Annotated in this window: 20 protein-coding genes; 10 read left to right on the forward strand and 10 right to left on the reverse strand. The window is 70.7% G+C overall.

Annotation, left to right across the window (positions count from 1 at the left end; all coding sequences use genetic code 11):
* A partial coding sequence (locus AC1D2K_RS07995) for a TetR/AcrR family transcriptional regulator (RefSeq protein ID WP_478087725.1) occupies positions 1-687 on the reverse strand: 687 nt, incomplete at its 3' end.
* A 157-nt stretch (positions 688-844) separates the two neighbouring features.
* On the opposite strand from AC1D2K_RS07995, the gene AC1D2K_RS08000 reads away from it, so the two are divergent.
* From AC1D2K_RS08000 to AC1D2K_RS08010, 3 genes are all read left to right on the forward strand, one after another.
* Entirely contained in the window at positions 845-1753 is a 909-nt protein-coding gene (locus AC1D2K_RS08000) for a c-type cytochrome (protein ID WP_478087726.1), read from the forward strand.
* A gap of 128 nt (positions 1754-1881) precedes the next feature.
* A complete protein-coding gene (locus AC1D2K_RS08005) occupies positions 1882-2061 on the forward strand; it encodes a hypothetical protein (protein ID WP_478087728.1) in 180 nt (59 codons plus the stop codon).
* Between the two features lie 309 nt (positions 2062-2370).
* Positions 2371-3141, forward strand: a complete 771-nt coding sequence (locus AC1D2K_RS08010; protein WP_478087729.1) for a GDSL-type esterase/lipase family protein — start codon at positions 2371-2373, stop codon at positions 3139-3141.
* 98 nt (positions 3142-3239) lie between these two features.
* Here AC1D2K_RS08010 and AC1D2K_RS08015 read toward each other — a convergent pair whose 3' ends face one another.
* The gene (locus AC1D2K_RS08015) at positions 3240-5528 is read right to left on the reverse strand and encodes an ATP-dependent DNA helicase (protein WP_478087731.1); all 2289 of its coding nucleotides are present in this window, start codon (positions 5526-5528) and stop codon (positions 3240-3242) included.
* Between the two features lie 139 nt (positions 5529-5667).
* On the opposite strand from AC1D2K_RS08015, the gene AC1D2K_RS08020 reads away from it, so the two are divergent.
* Together AC1D2K_RS08020 and AC1D2K_RS08025 are read left to right on the forward strand one after the other, a co-directional pair.
* On the forward strand, positions 5668-6669 hold the full coding sequence (locus AC1D2K_RS08020) for an SDR family oxidoreductase (RefSeq protein ID WP_478087732.1): 1002 nt from the start codon (positions 5668-5670) through the stop codon (positions 6667-6669).
* Positions 6670-6740: 71 nt separating this feature from the next.
* Entirely contained in the window at positions 6741-7220 is a 480-nt protein-coding gene (locus AC1D2K_RS08025) for an FKBP-type peptidyl-prolyl cis-trans isomerase (protein ID WP_478087734.1), read from the forward strand.
* Here AC1D2K_RS08025 and AC1D2K_RS08030 read toward each other — a convergent pair.
* Positions 7162-7455 (reverse strand): hypothetical protein, encoded by a 294-nt coding sequence (locus AC1D2K_RS08030; RefSeq protein ID WP_478087736.1) that lies wholly within the window; start codon positions 7453-7455, stop codon positions 7162-7164. The two genes, AC1D2K_RS08025 and AC1D2K_RS08030, sit on opposite strands and share 59 nt — an antisense overlap.
* Positions 7456-7674: 219 nt before the next feature.
* On the opposite strand from AC1D2K_RS08030, the gene AC1D2K_RS08035 reads away from it, so the two are divergent.
* A complete protein-coding gene (locus AC1D2K_RS08035; protein ID WP_478087737.1) occupies positions 7675-8739 on the forward strand; it encodes a pirin family protein in 1065 nt (354 codons plus the stop codon).
* 13 nt (positions 8740-8752) lie between these two features.
* Here AC1D2K_RS08035 and AC1D2K_RS08040 read toward each other — a convergent pair whose 3' ends face one another.
* Positions 8753-10000 (reverse strand): flavin monoamine oxidase family protein, encoded by a 1248-nt coding sequence (locus tag AC1D2K_RS08040; RefSeq protein WP_478087739.1) that lies wholly within the window; start codon positions 9998-10000, stop codon positions 8753-8755.
* 26 nt (positions 10001-10026) lie between these two features.
* Positions 10027-10932 carry a LysR family transcriptional regulator gene (locus tag AC1D2K_RS08045; RefSeq protein ID WP_478087741.1) on the reverse strand — a complete coding sequence of 302 codons (906 nt, stop codon included), beginning with the start codon at positions 10930-10932 and terminating at the stop codon, positions 10027-10029.
* Between the two features lie 70 nt (positions 10933-11002).
* On the opposite strand from AC1D2K_RS08045, the gene AC1D2K_RS08050 reads away from it, so the two are divergent.
* Positions 11003-12007, forward strand: a complete 1005-nt coding sequence (locus AC1D2K_RS08050; protein ID WP_478087743.1) for a bile acid:sodium symporter family protein — start codon at positions 11003-11005, stop codon at positions 12005-12007.
* Positions 12008-12105: 98 nt separating this feature from the next.
* Here AC1D2K_RS08050 and AC1D2K_RS08055 read toward each other — a convergent pair whose 3' ends face one another.
* Genes AC1D2K_RS08055 through AC1D2K_RS08065 form a run of 3 tightly spaced genes read right to left on the reverse strand, consistent with a single transcriptional unit; the run spans position 12106 to position 17987 of the window.
* Complete coding sequence (locus tag AC1D2K_RS08055) at positions 12106-13116, reverse strand: aldo/keto reductase (RefSeq protein ID WP_478087745.1); 1011 nt, start codon at positions 13114-13116, stop codon at positions 12106-12108.
* Positions 13117-13165: 49 nt separating this feature from the next.
* Positions 13166-13585 (reverse strand): Lrp/AsnC family transcriptional regulator, encoded by a 420-nt coding sequence (locus tag AC1D2K_RS08060; protein WP_478087756.1) that lies wholly within the window; start codon positions 13583-13585, stop codon positions 13166-13168.
* A 43-nt stretch (positions 13586-13628) separates the two neighbouring features.
* Positions 13629-17987 carry a DEAD/DEAH box helicase gene (locus tag AC1D2K_RS08065; RefSeq protein WP_478087747.1) on the reverse strand — a complete coding sequence of 1453 codons (4359 nt, stop codon included), beginning with the start codon at positions 17985-17987 and terminating at the stop codon, positions 13629-13631.
* Positions 17988-18133: 146 nt separating this feature from the next.
* Between AC1D2K_RS08065 and AC1D2K_RS08070 the strand changes: the two genes are divergently transcribed.
* Positions 18134-19936 (forward strand): NAD(P)-binding domain-containing protein, encoded by a 1803-nt coding sequence (locus AC1D2K_RS08070; protein ID WP_478087749.1) that lies wholly within the window; start codon positions 18134-18136, stop codon positions 19934-19936.
* An 18-nt stretch (positions 19937-19954) separates the two neighbouring features.
* On the opposite strand, the gene AC1D2K_RS08075 is transcribed toward AC1D2K_RS08070, so the two are convergent.
* Together AC1D2K_RS08075 and AC1D2K_RS08080 are read right to left on the reverse strand one after the other, a co-directional pair.
* Positions 19955-20302 (reverse strand): FHA domain-containing protein, encoded by a 348-nt coding sequence (locus tag AC1D2K_RS08075; RefSeq protein WP_478087750.1) that lies wholly within the window; start codon positions 20300-20302, stop codon positions 19955-19957.
* A gap of 79 nt (positions 20303-20381) precedes the next feature.
* Positions 20382-21029, reverse strand: coding sequence for a TetR/AcrR family transcriptional regulator (locus AC1D2K_RS08080; protein ID WP_478087752.1), 648 nt, complete (start codon positions 21027-21029; stop codon positions 20382-20384).
* An 80-nt stretch (positions 21030-21109) separates the two neighbouring features.
* Here AC1D2K_RS08080 and AC1D2K_RS08085 point away from each other — a divergent pair, with 80 nt between their 5' ends.
* Together AC1D2K_RS08085 and AC1D2K_RS08090 are read left to right on the forward strand one after the other, a co-directional pair.
* Positions 21110-21520: a VOC family protein gene (locus tag AC1D2K_RS08085; protein WP_478087753.1), complete on the forward strand. Its 411-nt coding sequence runs from the start codon at positions 21110-21112 to the stop codon at positions 21518-21520.
* A 34-nt stretch (positions 21521-21554) separates the two neighbouring features.
* Positions 21555-21974, forward strand: a complete 420-nt coding sequence (locus tag AC1D2K_RS08090; protein WP_478087754.1) for a VOC family protein — start codon at positions 21555-21557, stop codon at positions 21972-21974.
* Positions 21975-22190 lie beyond the last annotated feature (216 nt).

Here is a 22190-nt window from a genome sequence, read left to right on the forward strand (position 1 = left end):
GGCCGCGGTCTTCCGGGGCGCCGGCGCGGCAGCCGCGCTCATCCCGGGAAATGGCGGCAGCGGGCGCTGGGCGACCGCCTTCGCGTCGGCCCACGCCATGCCCAGCCCGCGCAGCACGCAGGCCGCGACGTCGCGACCGTGGTGCGCGGCTGCGCCACCGTGCGCCACCGTGCGCATGGCCTGCGACACGGTGCCGTTGATCAGGTCCATCGCCGCCGTTTCGCCGGGGATCCGAAAGGCCTTCTGCTTCACGCCCAGGCGCAGGTCGGCCAGCGCGTAGTCGCGGATCTCGAGCAGCATTTCCGGCGCGGCGATCGATACGTCCAGCATCATCAGCGCCCACCGCGGGCTCTCCTCGGCCAGCCAGATGTAGCGCTGGACGCCGATGGCCATGCGCTGGGCGCCTTCTTCGACCCCCTGCTGGCTGTCCGTGATGCGGCGGCACAGCGTGTCGGCCAGCAGCAGCGCAACCGCGCTGGCGACTTCTTCCTTGGTCTTGAAATGGTTGTAGACCGTGGCGGTGGTCATGGCCGCGACGCCCGCGATCTCCTGCATCGTCGCATCGGCGTAGCCGCGGGCGCTGAAGACCTTGATCGCCGCCTGGACCAGCTGGACCCGCGTGCGCTCGCGCTTGAGCAGGCCGGGCTGCGGAGGGCGCCACACACTTTTGGCCAGGTCCTCGGGCAAAGGTGATATTGACGGTAGGCCGAAATTTACGCCATCATCCATTTTTATACGTTTGGACCATTTTTGGTCTATCCATTCATTTAAGAGAGTTTGCCATGCCTCTTGATCTCCGCCTTGTTCATCTGGTCTTTGAAGTGCGCAGTGCGCAGGTGGCCCGGTGACCGCGACCCGCAGGCGCTGGCTCAAGCGCATCGTGCTGGCGCTCGTAGCGCTGGTCGCGCTCGCCGCGGCGGCGCTGTTCGCCGGCGACCAGCTCGCCCGCCAGAAAATGCAGCGCAAGGTCGAGGTCGCGGTGAAGGGCGTGGCCTTCCGCGACGACGCTGCCGCCGTCGAGCGCGGGCGCTACCTCTTCGCCTCGCGCGGCTGCGTCGACTGCCACGGCGCGCATGGCGGCGGCAAGGTGTTCCTCGACGACGGCAAGGGCATGCTCATCAAGGGGCCCAACATCAGCCCCGGCCCTGGCAGCGTCGTGGCCGGCTACACGGCGGCCGACTGGGAGCGCTCGATCCGCCATGGCGTGAATCCCGTGGGCCGGGCGCTGATGGTGATGCCGAGCGAGGACTACAACCGCCTGACCGACGACGACCTGGCCGCGCTGGTCGCGCATTTGCGCCACATGGCGCCCGCGACCGGCGGCGGCCCCGTGGTCGCCCTGCCGCTGCCGGTGCGGGCCTTCTACGGCTTCGGCCTGATGCAGGACGCCGCGGCCAAGATCGACCACGCGCGGCCGTCCGAGCCGCCGGTGCCCGAAGGCGTGACGCTCAAGCACGGCGCCTATGTCGCGAACATGTGCCTGGGCTGCCACGGCGAGAAGCTCAACGGCGGCAAGATCCCCGGCGGCCCGCCCGATTGGCCGGCCGCAGCCAATCTCACGCCCGGCGAGGGCACGGCCATGGCGCGCTATGCCGACGCGCAGGCCTTCCAGAAGCTGTTCAAGAGCGGCAGCCGCCCCGACGGCACGGCCGTGCAGGTGATGCCCTTCGGATCGCTGCGCGAGATGAGCGACGTGGACGTGCGGGCGCTGTTTCTGTACTTGAAGAGCCTGCCGCCGAGCCCCCACGGTTAGAGGGCGCCGAGGCGCTTGCCACGTCGGCCCGTCCGGGCGGGGGGCGCAGCAGCTAAGAGAAAACGATAGCAGCGCATCCCGGCGCAGGCCGACTACGATGCGTTGCATCGACCCGATGGAGCCTGGCCATGAGCAACGAACTGCGCAACAAGCTGCACGAACTGCAGGAGCTGTCGACCAATGCCCCCGATGCCTCGACAGGCGCCATCATCGAGGCGCTGCGGCTGCAGACCGCGATCCTCAACGAACGGCTGTTCTGCATCGAACTGCAACTCAACGAGCTGGCCAAGCGCACCGACCCGGCCTGAAATCGCCCGGCGACGAAAGCCGGGCAGTGGCCAGGCCAGGAACACCGCGGAACCGGCTTCGCCGGGCCGCTGGTGTTGCCCCCGGTAGGGGGTGGGAGGGCTACACGCAGTGAGCCCGACCTGGGGGCGAGCAACAGTGCCACCGCGGAACCGGCTCCGCCGGGCCGCTGGTGTTGCCCCCGGTAGGGGGTGGGAGGGCTACACGCAGTGAGCCCGACCTGGGGGCGAGCCAAGTTCAGCCATTCGGCCGCTTCCTACAACGGCCGCGATCGGCTACCTTTACGCTAACCGACGTATCGAGGAGCGATCGTGAACCGAAAGAATCTGGCCGCCTGTACCGGCCTTTCCCTCCTGGTCGGTTTCGCGGCCGCCACGGCGGGCTACGCAGCCCTGCACCTGCGGGCGGCGAACCGGCTGGCACGACGGGCCCATCCGTTCGAGCGCTGCGCCGAGCCGGAGGGTGCGCGCCTGCTGGTGGTCGGCGACAGCACGGCGGGAGGCGCCGGCGCCAGCGACCCGGATCGCAGCCTGCCGGGCCTGCTGTCGCGTGCCAATCCGTCGCTGACCGTGGTCAACAGGGCCGTGCCGGCGGCGCGCTACGAGGACATCCTGACGCAGCTCGACGGYGACGAGCGCTTCGACGCGGTGCTGATCCTCGGCGGCRCCGACGACGTGCTCCGCGCCACGCGCGACGCCGCCTTGCGCGACAGCGTCCGGCGCGTGGCGCAACGCGCGCGGGTGCGCTCGGAGATGGTGGTCTTCATGCCGCCCGGCAACCTCGGCAACCTGCGCTTCTTCCTGCCGCCCTGGAACTGGTGGATGACCTACCGGGCGCGCCGGCTCCAGGCCATCGTCGCCGAGGTGGCCGAAGCCAACGGCGCGCGCCATGTGTCGCTCTTCATGGAACGCGAGGACGATCCTTTCGCGCGCCATCCGGGACGCCTCAGCGCCCGCGACGGCCTGCACCCGAACGACGCCGGCTACGAGCTCTGGCAACGCGAGCTCGAGACTCAGGCGCAACTGTCGGCCAGGCTCAGGAAAATCGGCCGCAGCGCCGCGGTGCGCGGGCCGGTGATCTGATCCTGGGGCGCTTTCAGGCCGGCGCCGGGCCGCCCCAAGGCGGCCTGCGGCCCCCCTGGGGGGCAGCGACCACACGAAGTGAGGGAGCGTGGGGGCTTTCAGCGCCCCACCGCGAACACCGGCTGCACCTGCCACCACGCGGGCAGCAGCGCGCGGATCTCCTGCCGCGCGAATCGGTCGTCCAGCAGGTAGAGCACGCCCGCATCGGTCTCGCTGCGGATCACGCGACCGGCCGCCTGCACGACCTTCTGCAGGCCCGGATAAACGTAGGTGTACTCGTAGCCGTCGCCGAACATCGCGTCCATGCGCTCGCGCATCACCTCGTTCGGCTCGTTGTGCTGCGGCAGACCCAGGCTGGCGACGAAGGCGCCGACCAGGCGGTCGCCAGGCAGGTCGACGCCTTCGCCGAAGGCGCCGCCGAGCACCGCGAAGCCGACCCCCTGGCCGCCCGGCGCGAAGCGCGCCAGGAAGGCATCGCGCTCGGCTTCGCGCATGCCGCGCGACTGGCTCCAGGCCGGCACGGCCGGGTGCCGCGCCGCAAAGGCCGCCGAGGCGCTGGCCAGGTAGTCGAAGCTGCTGAAGAAGGCCAGGTAGTTGCCCGGGYGCTGAGCGAACTGCGCCGCGATGAGGTCGACGAGCGCGTCCAGCGACCGGTCGCGGTCGCGAAAGCGCGTCGACAGGTCCATCGCCACCCGCACCGTGAGCTGCTCGCTGCGAAAGGGCGAGCCGACGTCCAGCGTCGCCGTGTCCTCGGGCAGGCCCAGCGTGTCGCGGTAGAAGGAAAAGGGCGCCAGCGTGCCCGAGAAGCAGGCGGCCGAGACGGCATCGGCGAAACGGCTCTGGAGGAAGGGCGCGGGCACCAGGTTGCGGATCGCCAGGCCCCGCACACCGTCCACGCCCAGCGTCGCCTCGAAGACCGAGTGCTTGCCGAAGCTGTYGGCCAGCCGGGCGAACTGGAGCAGGTCGAAGAAGCACTGGTGCAGCGCGCCCGGCGGCTCGTCGGGCCGCGCCGTGAAGTGCTCGGCCATGAGCGAGACCGCCTCCTGCAGCGCCCGCGCGAAGCGCTCGGGGATCTGGTCGTGGGGCTGATAGGCGGCGACCTGCTCGCGTTGCAGCAAGCGCCATTCGCGCTCCAGGTTGCCCAGCGATTTCCGGATCGTCGGCGGCGCCTTGGCCCGCACCGCCTCGAGCGCCGGCGCCTCGAGCTGGGCCGAGTACATGCCGCGGGCGCGGTCCAGCAGGTTGTGCGCCTCGTCGACCAGCAGGGCGACGCGCCATTCCTCGTCCTTCGTGAGCGCATAGAGAAATGCGCTGCCATCGAAATAGTAGTTGTAGTCGCCCACCACCACGTCGCTCCAGCGCACCAGCTCCTGCGCCAGGAAGTAGGGGCAGACCTGGTGCGTGAGCGCGATGCCGCGCAGCGCCTCGCGGTCGAGCCAGGCGGCCTGCACGGCTTCGCTGCGGGCGGAGGGCAGGCGGTCGTAGAAGCCCCGTGCCAGCGGGCAGTCGTCGCCGTTGCAGGCCCGTCCGGGGTACTCGCAGACCTTCTCGCGCGCCGTCAGTTCCAGCACGCGCAACGGGGCGCGCCCGCGGTCCAGGGTGTGCAGCGCGCCCAGCGCGACCGCGCGGCCCGAGGTCTTCGCGGTCAGGAAGAAGATCTTGTCGAGCTTCTGCCCCGGCCGCGCCTTGAGCAGCGGGAACAACGTGGCGACGGTCTTGCCGATGCCGGTGGGCGCCTGGGCGAGCAGGTGGCGGCCCGACGTCGCCGAGCGGTAGACGGACTCCGCCAACTCGCGCTGGCCCGCCCGGAACTCGCCGTGCGGGAAGCTCAGCGCGCCGAGTGCGGCGTCGATGCCCGCGCGGTGGCTCGCCTCCTGTTCGGCCCAGGCGAGGTAGCGGCCGCAGAGCCTCTCGAAGTGTTGGCGCAGGTCGTCGCGCGTGGCTGATTCCTCGAGCACCGCTTCCTTCTCGGTGCCGAGGTCGAGGTAGATCAGGGCCACGTCGAGGGCGGGCAGCGCATCGCGCTCGCACAGCATCCACGCGTAGCTGCGGGCCTGAGCCCAATGGAGCGCGCGATGGTTGGCCTTGATGCGATCGAAATCGCCGCGGTAGGTCTTGATCTCCTCCACCCGCCGCCGCCGCGGGTCGTAGCCGTCGACGCGGCCGCGCACCAGCAGGGGGCCGAAACGCGACGACAGCCCGACTTCGCTTTCGTAGTCCAGCCCGCGTCGGGATTGCACCAGCCGGTGGCCGGCCTGGCCCTCCTGGGCGCTGGGAGCGGGCACGAAGCGCAGATCGAGATCGCCGGCCTTGGCGGCGAAGGCGCACAGCGTGCGGACGGAGACCGTGAGCAGCGCGGCGGGCGAGGTGGGAGGGAGGGCGGCCATGGGGCTGGATGAATATACAGCGCCATGGCAGGCATGACGTGATCGCGTCTGCACCCCGAACGCGGTGCCGGACGACACCGGCGGCGCGCGGCCTTGCCTACGGTGAAGCGCTTTCAACCGACCTCCAGGAGCAGCCACCATGATCTCTTCACAGGATCCATCGGACACCGGCCGGGCCGGCGTCGCCGTGGAACATCGCAAGGTGCAGCGCGAGCAGGACGCCAAGGACCGGGCGGCCGGCGCCAAGGCCAGAAGCAGGAAACCCATGCAGGCCGGCCACCGTCCCGAGCCCGAAAACCCGATGCCCGGCCAGCACCTGAAGAAGCCGGGCCTCGAAGCCGACATGGACCTGCAGCCGCGCTTCATGGCCTCGGGCTATCTGGGCAGCGGCAAGCTCAACGGCATGGTGGCGCTGGTGACCGGCGGCGATTCGGGCATCGGCCGCGCCGTGGCGCTGCTCTATGCGCGCGAAGGCGCCGAGGTGGCCATCGTCTACTTGCATGAAGAGCAGGTCGACGCCGCGGAGACCCGGCGCTGCATCGAGGCCGAGGGCCGCCACTGCGTGCTGATTCCGGGCGACGTGCGCGACCCGGCCTTCTGTCGGCGCGCGGTCGACGAAACCCTGCAGGCCTTCGGCAAGCTCGACATCCTGGTCAACAACGCCGCCTTCCAGCTGCATGCCGCCGTCATCGAGGACATCACCGACGAGCGCTTCGAGCTCACGCTGCGGACCAACGTCTTCGGCTACTTCCAGATGGCGCGCGCCGCGGTGCCGCACCTGCCGCGCGGCGGCTCGATCATCAACACCGGCTCGGTGACCGGGCTGGAAGGCAGCGCGCAGCTGCTGGACTACTCGACCTCCAAGGGCGCGATCCACGCCTTCACGAAGTCGCTCGCCAGCAATCTGCTGGACAAGGGGATCCGCGTCAACGCGGTCGCGCCGGGCCCGGTGTGGACGCCGCTGAATCCGGCCGACCGCGCGGCCGAGGAGGTGAGGGACTTCGGCCGGAACACCGACATGAGACGCCCGGCCCAGCCCGAGGAGCTGTCGCCGGCCTACGTGTTCCTGGCCGCGCCCTGCTGCGCCAGCTACATCACGGGCATCGTGCTGCCGGTCACGGGGAGCGTGGGCGCGATGTAGCAAGCGACAGAGGTGCGCCGCGTCCTTCCCTTATGCTGCGCTTCGATCACTCGTCCTACAGCACCCATCCCATGAAAATCCAGAAAGACTCCGTCGTCACCCTCCGCTTCAAGGTCGCGGACGCCACCACCCAGAAACTGATCGAAGAGAGCAGCGACCCGATGGTGTATCTGCACGGCGGCTACGAAAACACCTTCCCCAAGATCGAGGCCGCACTCGACGGCAAGGAGGCGGGCTTCCAGACCACGCTGAACCTGCAGCCCGAGGACGCCTTCGGTGTCCGCGACGAATCGCTGGTGCGCACCATTCCCAAAAGCGAGTTCCCGCCCGGCGTCAAGGTGGGCGGGCAGCTCGAAGGCCGCAACGACCAGGGCGAGCCCCAGGTCTTCACCGTCATGAAGATCAAGGGCCCCCAGGTGATCCTCGACGGCAACCACCCGCTCGCGGGCAAGGCGCTGAAGTTCAGCGTGACCGTGACCGGCGTGCGCGCCGCTACCGGGGAAGAGATCGCTCATCGCCATGTGCATGGCGATCACGGGCACCAGCACTGAGCGGGCGGGTGGCCGCCAGCACCACGGCCGCTCCGAGCTCCTTCAGCAACGCGTTTTCGACCAGCACCAGGCGCGCGAAGCTCTGCAGGTCCGCATCCGTGGGTCCCGGGCCTTCGCCCTGCAGCTGCTGGCGAAAGGCCGCGACGATCCGCTCCTGCGCCAGATGGCGCGTGTCGGTCGCGCTGGCCGCGGCGCGCCTCAGGGTGTTCACTTCAGCATCGAACGAGGTGTCCATTCAAAAGTCTCTCGGTCCGAGTGGAACAAGCCGGCGATTCTCCGGACGCCTTGGCGGACGGCATGTAGGCCGGCAACGCGCATTGGCCGCCGCCTGCGCCCCTCTCCGGTCGTCCCATCGCCCGCGCCACAGCGTCCCATGGCCGGGCCTTTCGCGGCGGCGCGGCAACCCCATATGCCAGGGATCCGCCCGCTTGCAGGCCCACACGAAAGCGCCACCATGAACTCCAGCCCCATCGTCCAGATCAAGGCCCTCGGCTTCCCGTGGGAGACGATCGACCCCTTCCTGTTCTGCGTCTACCACGACGATGCCTATCCGCGGGCCAACGCGCAGATGGGCCCGGACGCCCCGCTCGCGGGCCGCGACCTGGGCCAGGACTTCAGCCGCAAGGACGGCTGGAGCATGTACCACGGCCATCCCGTGCCCGGCTTCCCGGGACATCCGCACCGCGGCTTCGAGACCGTGACCATCGTGCGCAAGGGCCTGATCGACCATTCCGATTCGCTCGGCGCGGCCGCGCGCTTCGGCGGCGGCGACGTCCAGTGGCTCACGGCCGGCAAGGGCATCGTGCATGCCGAGATGTTCCCGCTGCTCGATGCGACGGCGCCCAATCCGCTGGAGCTGTTCCAGATCTGGCTCAACCTGCCGGCGCGCAGCAAGATGGCCGAGCCGCATTTCACGATGTTCTGGGCCGAGGACATCCCGGGCTTCACCGCCACCGACGCCGAGGGTCGCAAGACCGAAGTCGCGAGCATCGCGGGGCGGATCGCGCCGATCGACGGCGAGCCCGGTGCCGGCGGCCCGCTGGCGCCGCCGCCCGACTCCTGGGCGTCGCAACCCGATGCGGACGTCGCCATCTGGACGATCCGCATGGAGGCTCACGCACGCTGGACGCTGCCGGCGGCCAGCGGCGAGGGCACGCGCCGCAGCCTCTACTTCTTCAAGGGTCGCTCGGTCGCGGTCGCGGGAGAGCCGATCGACAGCCACGCGGCGATCGAGCTGCGCGCCGACGCTGCGGTCGAGCTGGTCAATGGCGACGAGCCGGGCGAGTTCCTGGTGCTGCAGGGTCGCCCGATCGGCGAGCCGGTGGTGCAGTACGGCCCCTTCGTGATGAACACCCAGGCCGAGATCGCGCAGACCATGGCCGACTACCGCCGCACCCAGTTCGGCGGCTGGCCCTGGCCGGACCACGCGCCGGTGCACGGGCGCGATCCGGCGCGCTTCGCGCGGCACCCGGGCGGCCGGGAAGAGAAGCCGGAGGACCACGGAACCGGCCGCGCTTGACCGACGGCTGGGCTCAAGCCCCTCGTCCGGCCACCTCGTCGGCCGCACGCTGCCCGGACAGGAAGGCGCCGCCGCAGGTCTGCGCCAGCGCCAGCGAGGTGGCCTCGCCGGCGAAATGCAATCGCTCGTCGACGGCCGCGGCGAGCGCGGCGCGCGCCTCGCCGCCGTCCGGCGTCAGGTAGGCATAGCTGCCCAGGAACAGCGGATCGGCGGCCCAGCCGGTCACGGCGCCGCGCACCACGCGCCGGCCGTGCAGTCCGCCGATGCAGCCATCCAGCCGCCCCAGGACCTCGTGCACCGCCTCGGATTCCGGCATGCGTGACAGCGCCTCGCCATAAGCGCCGCCGGCCAGCGCCACGACCAGCGTCGAGCCAAACGGGTGGCAGAGGAAGGTCAGGGCCTGGCCGGCGGGCGGCCTGGCCTGCGTCGCCCAGCCCATCGGCGACAGCCCGGGAATGCAGGCATCGAATTCGAGGATCACCTTGTTGAAATGCCCCATCGGCAATGCCTCGAGCGCCCGCAGCGTGCCGGGCGGCAGGGCGGGCCGGAATCGGATCGCTTCGGCCCGCAGCACGCCGGTGGAGACGGTGACGATGCAGTCACGCGCCTCGACAACGCCGCCCGTGGTGTGCACCCGAACGCGCGGCCCCCGGCAGTCGATCTCGCGCACCTGCTCGCCGAGCGCCACCGGGACGCCGTCGGCGAGCCGGGCCACCAGGGTGCCGAAGCCTTCGCGCAGCAACCCGTTGGGCTGGGTCGTGCCCTGCTGCTGGAGCCCACGCACCGACAACTGTGCGCTGTCGGCGCCGGCGTCGAGCGGGCCGATCGCGTCGCACGCCCACTCCATGGCCCAGTCGCCACCGGCCAGCGCCGCCAGCGACCGATCGGCGCCCGCATGCTGCGCGATGCGTCGACTCAGTTCGTCGACCGCGGCGGTCACGGATTGCAGCTCGGACGGCGACACGGGCCGCCCGTGCGCGAACACCGACCAAGGCGCGTCTTCGTGGTCCACCAGCGTGAGTCCCTGCGCCCGCGCCATGGCGGTGAAGGGATTGCGATCCGCCTGGTGCAGCCAGGAGCAGCCGCGGTCGACCGGGATCGCAAAGGTGTGGGCGTCGGTCCACGCGCGGCCGCCCACGCGCGCGCCGGCTTCCAGCACGCACACGGACCGGCCCAGCGCCTGCAGCCGCCGCGCCGCGGAAAGACCCGCAGCGCCGGCACCCACGACCACGCAGTCGACAGAAGATCGGGAGAGGGGCATCGCGGCAGAGGGCAAAGATGCAGAGCCTACAGCCTGGCGACGACGCGCTGCGCGGCCATCTCCCTGATCAGGCCCCACACCCGCTGCGCCAGCGGCGCCGGCGCGCGGTTGCGGCGATGCACCAGCATGATCGAACGCTGCACCCGGGGCAGCAGCGGGCGCATGACCAGCACCGCGAGCCCGCTCGGCGGCGCCGCCAGCGCCGGCATCACGCTGATGCCGATGCCCTGCTCGACCATGCGGAAGGCGGTGGTCGGATGGCCCACCTGCTGGCGCACCTCGCAGTGCACGCCGTGCCGCGCCAGCGCCCCGTCGATCAGGCGCCGGCTGCCCGAGGCGTGGTCGAGCAGCACCAGCGCCTCGCCCTCGAGTGCCGACCAGCGCAGCGAGCGCCTGGCCGCCAGCCGATGGCCCGGCGGCATCACGAGGCAGAAGGGATCGTCGAGGATGGGCTCGCAGTGCAGGTCGTCGGTGTCGGGCGGCTCGACCACCACGCCGAAGTCGACTTCGCCGGCGCGCACGCTGTCGAGCACGTCCTGCTGGATGCGGTCGAGCAGCACGAACTCGATCTCGGGCTCGCGCCGCGCGCATTCGGCGATGCAGGCCGGCATCAGGTTGGCCGACAGCGTCGGGCTGCTGGCCACCCGCACCTTGCCGCGTCGCGCGCCGGCCATGCCATGGACCTCGGCCAGCGCCTGGTCGAGTTCATCGAGCAGCCGTGCCAGCCGCACCGCGAGCGACTGGCCGGCCTCGGTCAGCACCACCTCGCGCGTCGTGCGGTCGAGCAGCTTCAGGCCCAGCTGGGCTTCGAGCTCGTGGATCGAGCGGCTGACCGCCGGCTGCGACAGGCCGATCTGGTCGCCGGCGCGGCTGAAGTTGCGGCCATCGGCGATGGCACGGAAGACGCGCAACTGGCGCAGGCTCACATTCATGCAATGGAATGATATATCTATCAGATAAATCCATTTCTCTTTTGAATGATGGCCGGGTCCAATCGGCCCCATGGCACGTTCACGCTACCTCCCCGACAACTTCACGCTGGCCCTGGTCGCCACCGTCACGCTGGCCAGCCTGTGGCCGGCGGGCGGCGCCACCGCCCATTTCTTCGAGCGCCTGACCACGGTCGCGATCGGCCTGCTGTTCTTCCTGCACGGCGCCAAGCTGTCGCGCGAGGCCATCATGGGCGGCATCACGCACTGGCGGCTGCACCTGCTGGTGTTCGGCGCCACCTTCGTCATGTTTCCGCTGCTGGGGCTCGCGCTCAAGCCGGTGCTGACGCCGCTGGTCACGCCCGAGCTCTACACCGGGGTGCTGTTCCTCTGCGTGCTGCCGGCCACCGTGCAATCGGCCATCGCCTTCACCTCGATGGCGCGCGGCAACATCCCGGCGGCCGTCTGCAGCGCCTCCGCGTCGACGCTGCTCGGCGTCTTCGTCACGCCGCTGCTGGTCAACCTGATCGTGGTGCAGCATGGCGCCGCCGGCGCCTCGCTCGATGCCATCGGGCGCATCCTGCTGCAGCTGATGGTGCCTTTCGTTGCAGGTCATCTGCTGCGGCCCTGGATCGGCGGCTGGATCAAGCGGCGCGGCTCGGTGCTGACCCTGGTCGACCGCGGCGCGATCCTGCTGGTGGTCTACACCGCCTTCAGCGCGGCCGTGATCGAGGGCCTGTGGAAACAGGTGCCGATGTCCGCATTGGCGGGCCTGCTGGTGGTCTGCGCGGTGCTGCTGGCGCTCGCGCTGTGCATCACCACCTGGGCCAGCCGCGCGCTGGGCTTCGACAAGGCCGACGAGATCACGATCGTGTTCTGCGGCTCCAAGAAGAGCCTGGCCAGCGGCATCCCGATGGCCAAGGTGCTGTTCGCCTCGCATGCGGTCGGCGCCATCGTGCTGCCGCTGATGCTGTTCCACCAGATGCAGCTGATGGTCTGCGCGGTGCTGGCGCAGCGCTATGCGCGCCGCAAGGCCGAGACGGAAGGGCGGCTGACCGAGGCAAAACGCCCGGCCTGACACGGCTCGAGGCCAGGGATACCGCGGAACCGGCTTCGCCGGGCCGCCGGTATCGCCCCCTGAAGGGGGCGGCGCCGCAGGCGCTTCGGGGGTGATTTCTACCGCGGGGCGTCGCCCTTGCGGTAGTCGGCGGTCAGCGCATCCAGCCGCTGCTTGAGGTCCGCATCGAGCTTGTACTCGGCCGCGGCCAGCGTCGCGTCGAGCTGCTCGGGCYGGCTGGCGCCGAGCAGCGGCGCGGTGATCAGCGGATTCGCCATCACCCAGGCCACCGCCAGCGTGGCGAGCGGCACGCCGGCCTCCTCGGCCAGCTGGTGCAGCTGCGCGACCGTGGCAAAGCTGCGCTCGTTCCAGTAGCGGTCCTGGTACATGCCGCCGGCGGTACCCAGCGTGAATCGCGTGTTCTCTCCGGGCTTGGCCTCGGGCTTGTACTTGCCGGTCAGCAGGCCGCCCGCGAGCGGGTTGTACGGAATCACGCCCAGCCCTTCCTCGCCGGCCAATGGCAGCAGCTCGCGCTCGATCTCGCGGAACAGCAGGCTGTAGCGCGGCTGCACCGAGACCAGCCGCGTGAGCTTGTGCAGTTCGGCGCGGCCGATCGCGCGCGCCAGCCGGTAGGCCAGGAAGTTCGACACGCCGATGTAGCGCGCGCGTCCCGAGCGGACGATCACGTCGAGCGCCTCGAGGCTCTCGTCGAGCGGCGTCTCGCGGTCGTCGGAATGCAGCTGGTAGAGGTCGACATGGTCGGTCTGCAGCCGCTTGAGCGAGGCGTCGATGGCGTCGAGCAGATGCTTGCGCGAGGCGCCCTGGTCCCAGGGGTTCGGGCCGACCTTGCCGACCGCCTTGGTGGCGACGATGAAGTCGCCGCGCCGGCTCGCGCCCTTGGCGCGCAGCCAGCGGCCGACGATCTCCTCGGTGCGGCCGGTGGTCTCCACCGTGCCGCCGAGCGGATAGACGTCGGCGGTGTCGAGGAAGTTGATGCCGCCCTCGGTCGCGCGGTCGAGGATCCGGTGCGACACCGCCTCGTCGGTCTGCAGGCCGAAGGTCATGGTGCCGAGCGCGAGCCGCGACACGGTGAGGCCGGTGCGGCCGAGACGGGTGGTGGGGATGCTCATGGAAAGGCTCCGTACGCTGCTGGGCAGTCGATCATCATAGTCACCGGCTTCAGCGGTAGCTCGCCAGGTGGATGCTGGTCTCGGTGCTCCGGATGCCCTTCAGCAGCCGGATCCGCTCCAGCACCTTCGACAGCTCCGCCATCGAGGCGGCGCGCAGTTCGGCCAGCAGGTCCCAGCGGCCATTGGTGTCGTGGAGCGCAGCCACCCCGGGCTCGCCGAGCAGGCTGGCAATCACCAGGCGGGTCTGGTTGCCCTCGACCAGGATGCCCATCCAGGCGCGGATCTCGTCGCTGCGGCTCTCGGGCCGAAGCTGCACCGCGTAGCCGACGATCACGCCGCCGTCCTCGAGCTTGCGCAGGCGATTGGTCACCGTGCCGCGCGAGACCCCGAGCTTCTGCGCCAGCGTGGCCGCGGGCAGGCGCGCATCGTGGCGCAGCAGCGCGATCAGGCGATGGTCGAGGGTGTCGATGTCCATGGCGTCAATGGTCCCACATGACTCTGCGGGGCAGGGCTCAGCCTCCGCCTTGCTGAGCCGCAAGCTCCAGGTAGCGCATGGCGGTCTCGGGTGCCAGCGCGCGGCGAGCGGCTTGCGCCTCCGCCGGGGTCAGCGACGCCAGCAGCTCGACCTGCCCGGCCACGAGCGTGGCGATCGGAACGCCATCGCGAAACAGCACGCGCGAGCCGGCCACGCGCGCCACGCGCGGACCCGGCACGACCGAGCCGAGCAGGTTCGCGGGATCCGCGGCCGACAGGGCCACCAGGCTGCCGTCGGCCGGCTGGCGCCGCAGCTGTCGCATCAGGCCGATGGCTTCGGGCAGGGCGAACTGCTCGCCCGCCACGCCCTCGATGAAGCGGCCGCCGCGAATCTCGCCGCGGGCTTCGAGCCGGCGCCAGGCGCGCAGCAGATCGCTCCAGGGCGGCAGCCACCCCGCCTCGCGCTCGAGCAGGCGCCAGCACACCACGCCATAACGGCGCAGCAGGATCCGCGCGACCTGCTCGATCGCCTCGCCGGCGAGCCCCTGCGGCCCGTGGGCCTCGACGCGCGGGCGCACCAGCGACCAGCGGCCGGCATCCTCGATGCCGACCAGCGGGCTGCGCCGGCGCCGGCCGGCGGTCGTCGACGAGCGTTTCGAGGGCGGAATCAGCAGCGCGCGCAGCCCTGCGTAGCTGTCGCAGTGCGCGCGGCCGCRCATCACCAGTTCGGACAGCGCGTCCTCGAGCTCGGTGCCGAGCAGCCGCGTGCCCTGCAGCATCTCGTCGAAGAAGGACGCGCCATGCGCGGCCAGGAAGGCCGCCAGGCGCTGGGCGCGCGTGCCGAGCGCCGCATCGTCGGCGGGCGCAGGGGCCAAGCCGGTCCACAGCGAGGCGCTGCGGCGCGGCAGCAGCAGGATCGGTGTCGACCGCAGCGAGGTGCCGCCGACCCCTGGCCGTCCTTCGGCGGCCACCGGACGCAGCCGGGTCCACAGCGTCCGCCCGGCGGTGCACAGGTCGTCGAGCCAGGCCGGCGCGTAATCCTTGACGCGGGCCGGCAGCAGCTCGGCCTCCCAGAGCGCAGCCGGCGCCTCGTAGCCCTCGAGCTGCGCCAGGATGCCGGCCAGCGCCTCGGGGCCGCTGACCCGGCTGGCGCCGCCGACGTGCTGCCATTCGAACAGGAAGCGGGCGAAGTCGCGCGGCTCGACCGGTTCGATCTCGCGCCGCAGGCGCTTCAGCGTGTAGCGATGGATGCGGGCCAGCAGGTGCCTCTCGCACCATTCGACGGTCTCGGCGCCCGGCGTGAACCGGCCCTGGAGCACCGAGCCCTCGGCCTGCAGCGCGGACAGCGCGGCCTCGATGTCGGCGCGCGGCAAGCCGAGCTGCGCCGCCAGATCAAACGCCGGCACCGGGCCCAGGCCGCCCAGCCGTGAGCGAAGCAGTTCGCGCAAGGCCTCCGCGGGGCTGTCCGGCGCCTGCGCGCAGTCCGGCGGCGGCTCGATCGCCGGCTGCATCGCGGCCGCGGGATACAACACCCGGACCTGCGCCAGCCGCTCGGCCGCGACCCACAGCCCGCCGTCGGGCGCGGCGCCCGCCGGTATCAGCCGGGTGGCCCGGCCCGCCTGCGCCAGCGCGGCCAGCCAGACGGTCCACCCGGCGTTGGCCGACAGCTCTTCGACGCTGACGGCGCCGAGCCCGTTCAGCGCCTCGTGCATCTCGTCGGCATTGCGGGCGCGCGGCCAGGCCTCCTCCCGAACGCTGGCGATCGCGTCGGCGTCGAGCTGGCCGAGATCGTCCGCGCTCTCGGGATCGACGTAGCGCCGGTTCTGCACGGCCTGGGTCCGGCGCTCCTCCAGCGGCGCGTCGTCGAGGAAGGCATAGGGCCGCGCGTTGAGCGCCTCGGCCGCGAGCGGCGAGGGGGCCGGCAGGTCGCGCGCCAGCACCTCGACCTCGCCGGCGTCGAGCCGGCGCAGCAATTGCAGCCAGCCCTCGGCATCCATCGCCTCGTAGAGGCAGTCGCGCAGGGTCTGGGCCACCAGCGGATGGTCCGGGATCTCGCGGGCGCCGCTCAGGTTCTCGGCGCAGGCGACCTGGTCCGGGAACACCGTCGCAAGCAGGTCCTCGGACTTCATGCGCTGCAGCTGCGGCGCCACCTTGCGCCCGCCCACGAAGCGCGGCAGCGCCAGCGCCGTGGTCGCGTTCCAGCGCCAGCGCACGCCGAACAGCGGGGCGTCGAGCAGGGCCTGCACCAGCACGTCGAGCGCCGAAGCCGGGTGCAGGTAGCGCATCACTTCCTCGAGCGGGAAGCTGTGGCTGGTCGACAGCGACAGCACGATCGCGTCCTCGGTGGCCGCCGCCTGCAGCTCGAAATTGAACTGGCGGCAGAAGCGCTTGCGCAGCGCCAGCCCCCAGGCGCGATTCAGCCGGCTGCCGTACGCCGAGTGGATCACCAGCTGCATGCCGCCGGAGGCGTCGAAGAAGCGCTCCATGACGATCCGCTGCCGGGTCGGAAGGGCACCGAGCACGCGCACGCAGYGGGCCAGGTGCTCGACGATCTGGCGCGCGGCTTCGGCGTCGAGGCCGACCGTGCGGACCAGCCAGCCGACGGTGTCCTCGACGCCGCCCGTCTTCAGCGCTTCCTCGATCTCGGCGCGCAGGCGCGACACGCCGAACGACAGCTCGTCGCTGCGCCCCGGCGCTTCGCCGAGCCAGAACGGAATGTTGGGCGCGGCGCCGTGCGCGTCCTCCACCCGCACCCGGCCCGGCTCGATCTTCAGGATCCGGTAGCTCGCATTGCCGAGCTGGAACACATCGCCCGCCAGGCTCTCGACCGCGAAGTCTTCGTTGACCGTGCCGATCTTGTGCGCCTGCGGCTCGAGCATCACGGTGTAGTCGCCGGCCTCGGGGATGGTGCCGCCCGAGGTCAGGGCGGTCATCCGCGCGCCCTTGCGCTCGCGCAGCAGGTGATGGACGGCATCGCGGTGCACATAGCCCGCGCGCGGCCCCTGCCGCGTGGTGAAGCCCTCGGACAGCATCCGGACGACGGCCGTGAAATCCTCGCGCTTCAGCTCGGCGTAGGGCCAGGCGCGCCGCACCAGCGCGAAGAGTTCGTCTTCCCCGCATTCGCGGCAGGCCGTCTCGGCCACGATCTGCTGCGCCAGCACGTCGAGCGGCGCCGGCAGCACGCCGAGCGCGTCGAGTTCGCCGCGCCGCACGCAGTCCAGCAGGGCCGCGCACTCGACCAGTTCGTCGCGCGATTGTGGGAACAGCCGCGCCTTCGGCACGCCGCCGACCGCGTGCCCGGAGCGTCCGGCGCGCTGCAGGAAGGTCGCGATCGAACGCGGCGAGCCGAGCTGGCAGACCAGGTCGACGTCGCCGATGTCCAGGCCCAGCTCGAGCGAGGCGGTGGCCACCAGCACCTTCAGGTCGCCGCGCTTCAGGCGCTGCTCGGCCTCGACGCGCGTCTCCTTCGCCAGGCTGCCGTGGTGCGCGGCCACCACTTCCTTGCCGAGGATCTCGCCCAAGTGCCGCGCCGCGCGTTCGGCCATCCGGCGCGTGTTGACGAACACGAGCGTGGTGCGGTGTGCGTGCACCAGCCCGGCCACGCGCGCATACACCTGTTCCCACTGCTCGTTCGACATCACGGCGGCCAGCGGCGTCGGCGGCAGCGCGAGCGCCAGGTCGCGCTGCTTGGCATAGCCGATGTCGACGATCTCGCAATCGGCCACGCCATCGACCACCGCGCCGGCACCGACCAGGAAGCGCGCGATCTCGTCGATCGGCTTCTGTGTCGCCGAGACGCCGATGCGGATCAACGGCTGCGCGCAGATCGACTGCAGCCGCTCGAGCGACAGCGCCAGGTGGCTGCCGCGCTTGCTCGCGACGATGGCGTGGATCTCGTCGACGATCACCGTGCGCACCGTCGACAGCATCTTGCGGCCCGACACCGAGCCCAGCAGCACATACAGCGACTCCGGCGTGCTGACCAGCACGTGCGGCGGCCGGCGCAGCGCCTGCAGGCGTTCGCGGGCCGGCGTGTCGCCGGTGCGCACGGCGGTCCGGATGGCGACATCGGGCAAGCCCAGCGTCGCGAGTTCGGCCCGGATGCCGGCCAGCGGGGCCTGCAGGTTGAGGCCGATGTCGTTCGACAGCGCCTTCAATGGCGAGACGTAGACCACGGTGGTCTGGTCGGCCAGCCCGGCCGGCGCCAGCCCCTCGCGCACCAGGCCATCGAGGGCCGCAAGGAAGGCGGTGAGCGTCTTGCCGGAACCGGTGGGCGCCGCGATCAGCGTGTGGCGGCCGGCGCCGATCGCCGGCCACGCGGCAGCCTGGGCCTCGGTGGGGCCCGGGAAGGTCGCGCGGAACCAGTTCGCGACGGCGGGATGGAAGTCTTGCAGCACGGGGAAAGAATGAGATCAGGCCGGGCGCCCGGATGTCAAGGCACGCCACCCATGGCCCGGCGGCCGGCCGTTTGACGTCCGCCGGCGATGGGCGTACGGTTGCCGGCCGGCCCGCCCGCGGGACGCGAACGAAGGAGACAACGACGATGACCGACCTGTCCACCCATCCGACGCAGATTGCCGGCGCCTGGCTGGCCGATTTCCAGTCCGCGCTCGAGCGCCGGGACATCGACGCCGTGCTGGCGCTGTTCGAGCCCGACTGCTACTGGCGCGACCTGGTCGCCTTCACCTGGAACATCCGCACGCAGGAAGGCCCCGAGGCGATCCGCGCGATGCTCGAGGCGCGGCTGGCCGACACCCGGCCGACCGCCTTCGCGGTCGAGGGGGATGCCACCGAGGCCGACGGCGTCGTCGACGCCTGGTTCACTTTCGAGACCGCGGTGGCGCGCGGCCGTGGCCACCTCCGGCTGCGCAGCGGCAAGGCCTGGACGCTGCTCACGACGATGACCGAACTCAAGGGCTTCGAGGAGCGCAAGGGCGAGCGGCGCATCAAGGGGGCCGAGCATGGCGCGAACCCGCAGCGCAGGACCTGGCTCGAACGGCGCCAGCAGGAGGCCGAGACGCTGGGCCATTCCGAGCAGCCCTACGTGCTGATCGTCGGCGGCGGCCAGGGCGGCATCGCGCTCGGTGCGCGGCTGCGGCGGCTGGGGGTGCCGACGATCATCGTCGAGAAGAACGCCCGGGCCGGCGATTCCTGGCGCAGGCGCTACAAGAGCCTCTGCCTGCACGACCCGGTCTGGTACGACCATCTGCCGTACCTGCCGTTCCCGGAGGACTGGCCGGTGTTCTCGCCCAAGGACAAGATCGGCGACTGGCTCGAGATGTACACCCGGGTGATGGAGCTCAACTACTGGGGCTCCACCACCGCGAAAAAGGCGCGCTTCGACGAGGCGAAGCAGGAATGGGAAGTGGTCGTCGAACGCGACGGCCGCGAGATCACGCTGCGGCCGAAGCAGCTGGTGTTCGCGCTCGGCGTCTCGGGCTACCCGAACCTGCCGAAGATCCCGGGCGCCGAGACCTTCCTGGGCGAGCAGCATCACTCGAGCGCGCACCCGGGGCCGGAGGCCTGGCGCGGCAAGAAGTGCGTGGTGCTCGGCTCCAACAACTCGGCCCACGACATCTGCGCCGCACTGTGGGAGAACGGTGCCGACGTGACGATGATCCAGCGCAGCTCGACCCACATCGCGCCCTCGGATTCGCTGATGGAGCTGGCGCTGGGCGGCCTCTATTCCGAGGCCGCGCTCAAGGCCGGCGTGACGACCGACAAGGCGGACCTGATCTTTGCCTCGGTGCCCTACAAGATCATGGCGCCGATGCAGGTGCCGGTGTACGACGAGATGAAGCGGCGCGACGCCGACCTGTACGCGCGCCTCGAGAAGGCGGGTTTCCTGCTCGACTTCGGGGTCGACGGTTCGGGCCTGTTCATGAAGTACCTGCGGCGCGGCTCGGGCTACTACATCGACGTCGGCGCCTCGGAGCTGGTCGCCAACGGCAGCATCAAGCTGCGCAGCGGTGTCACCATCGAGCGCATCCATCCGAGGTCGGTGACTCTGAGCGACGGCAGCGAGCTGCCGGCCGACCTGATCGTCTATGCCACCGGCTACGGCTCGATGAACGGCTGGCTGACCGACCTGATCTCGCCTGAAGTGGCCGACCGCGTCGGCAAGGTCTGGGGCCTGGGTTCCGACACGCCCAAGGACCCGGGGCCCTGGGAAGGGGAGTTGCGCAACATGTGGAAGCCGACGCAGGTGCCGCAGCTGTGGATTCATGGCGGCAACCTGCACCAGTCGCGCCACTATTCGCAGTTCCTGGCGCTGCAGTTGAAGGCGCGCATGGAGGGCCTCGAGACGCCGGTGCACGAACTCGCGCTGGTGCACCATACGCGTTGACGGCGCCCGGCAGGGGGTTCAGACCAGCCTGCCGCGTTCGCTCAGCAGGCGCATGCTTTCGTCGCCGATCACTTCCTGCTCCAGGGCCAGGAAGCGCATCCAGTAGCCGGCGATGTCGATGTTGTCGCCATTGGCGAGCACCTGCGTCTCGACACGCTTGCCGTTGACGAAAGTGCCGTTGCGGCTGCCGAGGTCGCGCAGGATCACCAGCGGCCCCTCGGTACTCAGCCTGGCATGGAAGCGGCTCACCCGCGGCGAGGCCAGCACCACATGGTTGCGCTCGGCACGGCCGATGGTCATGCCGGGCTCGGACACCGGCACCTGGGTCGTCAGGCCGGTCGGTGTCATCAGGATCAGCATCGCCATTCGTGAACGCTCCGTGAGGCGATCGAAGGTAGCCACTCGCCCATCAAAGTACAAGCGCGATACGGTTACATCCCGTTTTTCACAGTCCCTTTTCGACCATTCCCAGGAGCCGCTGCCCCAGCGCGTCCACCTGCGCCTGCGGCAGCCCGCGCAGGGGCCCATCGATGATCAGCAGGGCCAGGCCATGCACCGCCGACCAGGCCAGGAACTCGGCGCCCGGGCGGCGCTCCGGCGGCATCGCGCCCGCATCGACCAGCCGGTCGAGGGCCGCGCCGAGCAATTCGAAGGGGTTGAGGCCGCTTTCGCCGCCCTTGGCTTCGGCGGGCGCGTCATCGACGTCCACCGGGGTCGCGAAGGCGGTGCGGAACAGGCCGGTCTCGGCCTGCGCGAAGCGCAGGTAGCCGCTGCCCACCGCGCGCACGCTGGCACGGGCGTAGTCGGCCGGCTGGCGCGTCGGGTCCAGGGTCGCGAGTTCGGCCTCCATGGCCCGCGCGACGGCCGACAGGGCGGCGGCGCGCACCGCCTGCAGCAGCGCCAGCCGGCTCGAGAAATGCCGGTAGGCCGCATTCGGAACCACGCCCGCGCGCCGTGTCGCTTCCCGCAGGACCACCGCATCCGGGCCGCCGCTGCGCGCCAGTTCGACGCCGGCTTCGAGCAGCGCGCGCCGCAGATCGCCATGGCGGTAGGTGCTGCGCGCGGGCGGACTGGTGGCGGGCGGAGCGGTCATCGGTTTTTCATGTGGACAGCGTACATTATCTCTGCTATTTTTGTGGACGTCGTACACAACCAGTCTCGCAAAGGAATCCGATGGCGACCCAGATCTACGTCAACCTTCCCGTCAAGAACCTCGACCGCTCGGTCGCGTTCTTCACACAGCTCGGCTTCGCATTCAATCCGCAGTTCACCGACGAGAAAGCCACCTGCATGATCGTCGGCGACGACATCTACGTGATGCTGCTGGTCGAGAGCTTCTTCAAGACCTTCACGCACAAGCCGATCGCCGATGCGACCCAGACCACCGAGGTGCTGCTGACCCTGTCCCGCGACAGCCGCGCCGAGGTCGACGGCATGGTCGCCAAGGCGGTGGCCGCCGGCGCCACGACGCCGAACAGGCCACAAGACCATGGATTCATGTACCAGCACGGCTTCCAGGACCTCGATGGCCACCTGTGGGAGCTCGTGCACATGGATGCGAGCGCAATGCCGCCCGCGAATTGAGCCGCCCCACCCACATTCACTCCAGGAGATCATCATGCAAGTCCAGCCCTACCTGTTCTTCGAAGGCCGCTGCGAGGAAGCGCTCGAGTTCTACCGCAAGGCGGTCGGCGCAGAAATCACGATGTTGATGCGCATGAAGGACAGCCCCGAGCCGCCGCCCCCCGGGATGGCCCCGCCGGGCTCCGAGAACAAGGTGATGCATGCGAGCTTCACCATGGGCCAGTCCACGCTGATGGCGTCCGACGGACGCTCCTCCGGCCAGCCGGCGTTCAAGGGCTTTTCCCTGTCGCTGATGGCGGCCGACGCAGCCGAGGCCCAGCGCCTGTTCTCCGCGCTCGGCGAGGGCGGCCAGGTGCAGATGCCGCTCGGCAAGACCTTCTGGTCTCCGGCCTTCGGCATGGTGGAAGACCGCTTCGGCATCACGTGGATGGTGCAGGTGCCAGTGCCGATGTGAATATGGCCCCCACGCTCCCTCACTGCGTGTGGTCGCTGCCCCCCGAGGGGGCCGCAGGCCGCCTTGGGGCGGCCCGGCGCCGGCCTGAGCCCCCACGCTCCCTCACTGCGTGTGGTCGCTGCCCCCCGAGGGGGCCGCAGGCCGCCTTGGGGCGGCCCGGCGCCGGCCTGAGCCCCCACGCTCCCTCACTGCGTGTGGTCGCTGCCCCCCCGAGGG

This window comes from Variovorax sp. P1_H12_2, assembly GCF_056405335.1.

Coding starts and splice junctions, on each gene's coding strand:
- AC1D2K_RS08005 (WP_478087728.1), top strand. CDS start 1,882: ATGAGCAACGAACTGCGCAACAAGCTGCACGAACTGCAGGAGCTGTCG.
- AC1D2K_RS08020 (WP_478087732.1), top strand. CDS start 5,668: ATGATCTCTTCACAGGATCCATCGGACACCGGCCGGGCCGGCGTCGCC.
- AC1D2K_RS08025 (WP_478087734.1), top strand. CDS start 6,741: ATGAAAATCCAGAAAGACTCCGTCGTCACCCTCCGCTTCAAGGTCGCG.
- AC1D2K_RS08030 (WP_478087736.1), bottom strand. CDS start 7,455: ATGGACACCTCGTTCGATGCTGAAGTGAACACCCTGAGGCGCGCCGCG.
- AC1D2K_RS08035 (WP_478087737.1), top strand. CDS start 7,675: ATGAACTCCAGCCCCATCGTCCAGATCAAGGCCCTCGGCTTCCCGTGG.
- AC1D2K_RS08040 (WP_478087739.1), bottom strand. CDS start 10,000: ATGCCCCTCTCCCGATCTTCTGTCGACTGCGTGGTCGTGGGTGCCGGC.
- AC1D2K_RS08045 (WP_478087741.1), bottom strand. CDS start 10,932: ATGAATGTGAGCCTGCGCCAGTTGCGCGTCTTCCGTGCCATCGCCGAT.
- AC1D2K_RS08050 (WP_478087743.1), top strand. CDS start 11,003: ATGGCACGTTCACGCTACCTCCCCGACAACTTCACGCTGGCCCTGGTC.
- AC1D2K_RS08070 (WP_478087749.1), top strand. CDS start 18,134: ATGACCGACCTGTCCACCCATCCGACGCAGATTGCCGGCGCCTGGCTG.
- AC1D2K_RS08075 (WP_478087750.1), bottom strand. CDS start 20,302: ATGGCGATGCTGATCCTGATGACACCGACCGGCCTGACGACCCAGGTG.
- AC1D2K_RS08080 (WP_478087752.1), bottom strand. CDS start 21,029: ATGACCGCTCCGCCCGCCACCAGTCCGCCCGCGCGCAGCACCTACCGC.
- AC1D2K_RS08085 (WP_478087753.1), top strand. CDS start 21,110: ATGGCGACCCAGATCTACGTCAACCTTCCCGTCAAGAACCTCGACCGC.
- AC1D2K_RS08090 (WP_478087754.1), top strand. CDS start 21,555: ATGCAAGTCCAGCCCTACCTGTTCTTCGAAGGCCGCTGCGAGGAAGCG.